The 5,158-nt window shown below is 35.7% G+C and carries 4 protein-coding genes and 1 pseudogene; 4 read left to right on the top strand and 1 reads right to left on the bottom strand.

The window, feature by feature from the left end; all coding sequences use genetic code 11:
• Together HCUR_RS08980 and HCUR_RS07665 are read left to right on the top strand one after the other, a co-directional pair.
• Positions 1-189: pseudogene (locus HCUR_RS08980) on the top strand (hypothetical protein); the annotation flags it as partial.
• A gap of 513 nt (positions 190-702) precedes the next feature.
• Complete coding sequence (locus tag HCUR_RS07665; RefSeq protein ID WP_129591818.1) at positions 703-996, top strand: hypothetical protein; 294 nt, start codon at positions 703-705, stop codon at positions 994-996.
• A 912-nt stretch (positions 997-1,908) separates the two neighbouring features.
• On the opposite strand, the gene HCUR_RS01335 is transcribed toward HCUR_RS07665, so the two are convergent.
• Positions 1,909-3,177 carry a hypothetical protein gene (locus HCUR_RS01335; protein WP_104206403.1) on the bottom strand — a complete coding sequence of 423 codons (1,269 nt, stop codon included), beginning with the start codon at positions 3,175-3,177 and terminating at the stop codon, positions 1,909-1,911.
• 222 nt (positions 3,178-3,399) lie between these two features.
• Between HCUR_RS01335 and HCUR_RS01330 the strand changes: the two genes are divergently transcribed.
• Both HCUR_RS01330 and trmB read left to right on the top strand, forming a co-directional pair.
• Positions 3,400-4,131 (top strand): SIMPL domain-containing protein, encoded by a 732-nt coding sequence (locus tag HCUR_RS01330; protein WP_104206402.1) that lies wholly within the window; start codon positions 3,400-3,402, stop codon positions 4,129-4,131.
• A 13-nt stretch (positions 4,132-4,144) separates the two neighbouring features.
• Positions 4,145-4,831: a tRNA (guanosine(46)-N7)-methyltransferase TrmB gene (gene trmB / locus HCUR_RS01325; RefSeq protein WP_104206401.1), complete on the top strand. Its 687-nt coding sequence runs from the start codon at positions 4,145-4,147 to the stop codon at positions 4,829-4,831.
• The last annotated feature ends 327 nt before the right edge of the window (positions 4,832-5,158 follow it).

Raw genomic sequence — 5,158 nt, 5'->3', positions numbered from 1 at the left:
GTAGTAAAGGAAGCCCCTAGCAAAAAGAAAAAGCATGGTCGTTTGGAAAAAAGCGTGTTACGCGTTGGCTTGGATCTGCTGCGGGAATTATTTTTTAAAATTGATCGTTCGGTTAACAATTTCGTGAATGATATTGCGTCAATTTTTAATCAAAAAACTGTAATTGAGCGGGTATTTACAGGGAGATAAACTTTTGTCCTGTACAGAGACGTTTTATTTATTTTTTCAAGAAGGAACTTAAGTAGTATTGACACATTATTTAAACGATATTCAGATATCGGCAATAGTGAAGAAAGCTAGGAAAGCTGTTTTTATTATGTCATAGCACGTTCTAACACGCAAAAAATGCTTAATTTTATTGAACGCGCGCTTCATAAAATTGCCCGCTTTAGCAAGGTCTTTTTCAAAATCTCACGGTTTTTTGCCATGAAATTTTGAAGAAATAATTATTTTTACTCTATATTTTAACATTTTCTGTCACTACATAATCTGCATCTTATCTTTTGTCTTCTAGGATGGTTTTGGCTTTCAGACCGTCCAAAAGCCTTAAAGCGTCTGTAATCGGACGCTTCTCCGTCTGTTAAAACAAATTGAATGCGGGTAGCGAGCGCATTGCAAGCAGCATGAATCTTGTGAGAAAATCCACTACAAGAGCGCTCTAATGCTTGAATTTGAAGCGCTTTTTACACAAGTTGTGTACTGATGTGCACGCACAATATTGGAATTAATCATCCCTTATTCCATGTCCGCATCTTCCACCGGGGTATTGAAACCCATCCGAAATGCACCCTTTTTTGCCAAGTGTTTAAAGCGTTTATGAATGCTCGACAAAACTCTTGGAGAGAGCGCCACGGATTTTTGTTTTGGTCAACAAACCCACATCATATCTTCCACAAAACGACCATTGTCATCCAAAAAGTATCCCTAGAAACAGCAGGTAATGCATCCTCTATACTCCGCATTGATCGTCTTTCAGGTGCTTTATACAAAACATAGATCTCCCCTTTTCATACACAAATACTACTGCTTTCAAAATATGTCGCCACTGCCTAGTAATAACCGTTGGATTTTAATATAAAAAATAATACATTAGAAGTTAGAAAGGTTAAATATATCAACAAGTCCATATAGCATAAAGTTAAAAGAAAAAGTTATACGCTTTATCAAAGCAGTGAATAGAAAAATAAAAGTATGAATACGGGTTTTGTATACATACAAGGACACTAAACAGATGGTATGTGCGTATTATCCCTCCTTACACCTTGTCTAGGGCGTAGTTTTTTTATCAAAAATGCATTAAATTTCAAAGAATTTCCTATTATAAATCCTCTTGAAACGTAATGGCGCCTAGCTATCATAGTTATTCGCCCATAGTATTTGACACGTTTTTTAGCTTTTTTTGCCTTACGTTCTGTCTTTTCAAAGATTGATTCCAATGCTATACACAAGATTTTGGAGCAATATTATATTTTATATTTGCTTGGTAACTTTTTCTTTAGGGGCTTCTCCATAGGAATAAGCTTTTTTATGCCTGAATCTTAATTTACGAAGCCAATAGAATGTTCCCGCAGCACGTATACCAAAATTCTCTCCCATTTTAGATAAAATAAGGCTTTTTCTTTACATACTGTGCTCTTTCTTTTCTATTGACTCTTTCTTTTTACTGTCTAATTTCCTTACTCAATCCTTTTCTTTTAATTGATATCTTTGATACCTATTCCTTACTGTGTGTGATACTATTTTAAACTGTATTGAGGCTTTTTCATAAGTTAATCTCTTTTTCTACTATTTCCCTTAAAAAATATCAGTATCTATATTCAAACTTAAACCTAATTTATCATATCTTTTCACGTGTTTCTCTCAAATAAAATACTGCAATAGAAGTAGACAATATTCACAGTCTAAAATTTAAGGTACACTTTTTTGTGATTTTAAGGTTTCTAGATTCGAAAAATACGCTTGCATTAACTGAGGAAATGATAAGCCATTAATCGTTAACTCTTCCATTTTAAAACGATCTACATTGTATTTAATAAATACATCAGTTTCAATATGAGAAACGTCTTTATTTTTATTAATAATACTCAACGCAGAATCTAAAAGTTTACGAGCATTTTTATAACTTTTCGGTGTTTTTTTTTCAAAATATTTTAACAAAGACCCCCAATTAAGCTCTAGGTGAGCACGAACATTGGCTATATCTTTAGAAGGTGTATCCTGTTCAAAGTAAAGGATAAACTTACTTTTTCCTTCCTCTGCAATATTTACATCAAAAATGGTTTCCTGTCTAAAAGGAACTCCCGAAAAAATTTTCAACCAGTTCAACCAGTTCAGAATCAAATCATTATTTAAGGGATGAGGTTCTGCAGTGTGATTATAATTTTCATGATTTTTGAGATATAGACGAAACGCTTCTGAGCTCATCCATAGTTTTAAAGATGTATCTAACCTAAAAGGAAGTAAAAGATCTTTTAGGTGTTGAGTGTTTACCTGCAACCATGAAAAAACTTCTGGAAAAACTTTTAACTTACCTAGAACTTCAGAAATTAAAGAAAAAAATTCTGATTCAAATCTAAAATTTATATATGTTTTTACAGGAATAAAATCTGGAGGGGTTTCATCGAATCCACGTCCAGAGCTTAAGAGTTCATCTTTCTTGTACAGTGTATAAGACCAACATTCTTCGCGAGGTTTTGGACTCTTCACATTGATAATCCCCGTATATTCTTGAAATTTGAAATTCCCATGACCTTCTAACTTTTCAAGTGTGGCCCAGAAGCGCAGTGCGTCCGTCAAAGAGTTTAGATTTTTTCTAGGATCAAAGATTCCTTTTACCCTAGCAGTTCCTGTGAGATCGGGGCCTGTTAGACGAAAATTTGCAACGCACCGAGCCCATTGTCCAGAAAAAATTCCTGGTAGAAAAGGAGAAATGTTTAACAGGGTATCAATTTTCAACTCTTTTTGTTTAATAGAGTTAAGTTGAATTTTTACAACAGGAAACGGAAAATACTCTATCTTTATGCTTTGAGGATGCGAAAATTTTACCAGCTTCCGGGCTCGAGAGAGCATATACTGTCCTATTCCAATACAAGATCCTGCATATAGTACTGTCGCACACCCCATTAGCACCCAGAAAAATCGTTGATATCCAAAAGAAGAACTTTTTTTTTCTGTCATAGCGTGCTCAATAGTAAAAGTAATTATTCTGAATTATATCATAAAAAAAATCAAAGCGCAAGATAAAACTCAATTAATACTACGACCTAAGCTCTGTTAAGCAATTTTTTAAATCTATGAATGTTTAGTAATTTATTGATCTGTGCTGCAAGATTATGATGTCATTTGCAAACCCACAAAAAGATATGCTAGAGTGTTGCAAGTATTTTAAGGAATTTGAGGATGGGCAAAACAATTATAAAGCATGTATTTTTTGGGATGCTATTGACAGTGGCAGCGTTTATATTTGCAGATTTAACCACGCAATTTACAAAAAAATTGAGAGAAGTGCCCATAACGGTACGAGGAATTTCAGAACGAGAAGTAAAATCAGACTTAGCGCGATGGATTATATCAGCGCAGTTTTTAGGCACTGATATGGATACCACGGTAAAAAAAGCAGAAGACTTCAAGAAAAAATTTTTTGAATTTTGTAAGGTGAAAGGGCTGAAAGATGTTTTAGATCCAAATTTTTTTACTATCGAGATTGAGGATAACTGGGTTCGCCAATATGAAGGCACACCTGTATCACGAGAACAAAATAATTTTAGATATGCCGTTACGGTGAATGGTGTAGTGGAATCCAAAGATGTGGATAAAATTCAACAAGCCAATGCGGAGGTGTTTTCTCACATGCCTTATGTTGCTTTTTCTGGAAAAATAGAATTTGCGTATACAAAATTTAACATACTGCGCAATGAAATGGTTCAAGAATCTTTTGCAGATGCACAAAGAGTAGCCGAGCATATTGCAAAAAGTGCTAACGTGAAGCTTGAACGCATCCAAAAATTATCTCAAGGCCCCTTTACAATGGTTGGCACCATGAATCGATCCGATGAAAGTGATTATCAAGAGAGAAAAAGTGTTATGAAGATCATTCGTACAGTAAGCACTGTTACGTTTACAGTAAAATAATATAGTAATTAAGATGAGGGTTCCCGGAGTATACGGACGGCTGTGTGGTAAGAAGCTAAATCCTAGATTACAAACAATATATGATACAGAGTTACCCTTAGTAGATTGTAGTGAAGCTTTTTTAGGACAGGAATCCACTTTAATTGATCCTTCCACGCCATGGTGGATGGAAATTGGGTTTGGAGATGGAATTCATTTGCGTACCCAGCTTCAACGGAATCCTCATGTGCATTTTTTAGGTGTTGAGGTGTTTCGTCCTGGTATTGCGCAATGTCTCAAAGATCTTTCCCAAAATGCGCGAAACCAACTCCATATTTTTCCACATAATGTGCATCTTTTGATGCCTCGCTTACCTAAAACAGTAATAGAAAAAATCTTTATTTTATTCCCAGACCCTTGGCCTAAATATCGTCACCACAAACGGCGATTACTGCAACCTGAATTTTTAAGTCAATGTTGGAAGGTCTTAAAAGATGAAGGAAAACTTATTATTGCGAGTGATGTTATCCCTCTTATTCACTGGATGCAAAATAATCTCCTGGAACACCAAGGATTTCAATACGTTGAGGGCGCCTACTCTTCTGATCCTCTGGAGTGGCCAGCATGGCCTTGCGATCTTACCCTATCCACCTATGGACGAAAAGCTGTTCATAAAACTTATTTTATATGGAAAAAATGTTTGAAACAAATGCACGTGTGAAAAATTTTACGTGTTTAGTCTCAAATTAGGTCACAACCAACGTAATCCCTCCATCGTAAAGGCTATGGGGGTGAGGAAAGTAGAGCTGGATAAGATCGATCTGAGGTGATCGAGGATGTCTTAGAAGTGCACATTTTCTTGCGTAGCGCGTTTAATCTAGGTGAACACATATCAGACCGTTCTTTTTCAACGTTGATGCATTGCTGCGTAAAATCGCATGTGGATCAGCGCCCTAGGCTGTTTGCAAACACCTTGAAACTTTTTGCTGCACCTTCATCCATTCGCAGATCCCGTTCGGCTACATTATTTGTAAACGGCACCCAGGGA

The organism is Holospora curviuscula (assembly GCF_002930195.1).
Taxonomy (GTDB): domain Bacteria; phylum Pseudomonadota; class Alphaproteobacteria; order Holosporales; family Holosporaceae; genus Holospora; species Holospora curviuscula.
Note: the sequence above shows the minus strand (reverse complement) of the source record. Positions and strands in the feature narration are given on the sequence as shown.

Bases quoted from the DNA above. Each gene is read 5' to 3' on its own strand.
- HCUR_RS07665 (WP_129591818.1), top strand. From the start codon at position 703: ATGTGCACGCACAATATTGGAATTAATCATCCCTTATTCCATGTCCGC.
- HCUR_RS01335 (WP_104206403.1), bottom strand. From the start codon at position 3,177: ATGACAGAAAAAAAAAGTTCTTCTTTTGGATATCAACGATTTTTCTGG.
- HCUR_RS01330 (WP_104206402.1), top strand. From the start codon at position 3,400: ATGGGCAAAACAATTATAAAGCATGTATTTTTTGGGATGCTATTGACA.
- trmB (WP_104206401.1), top strand. From the start codon at position 4,145: ATGAGGGTTCCCGGAGTATACGGACGGCTGTGTGGTAAGAAGCTAAAT.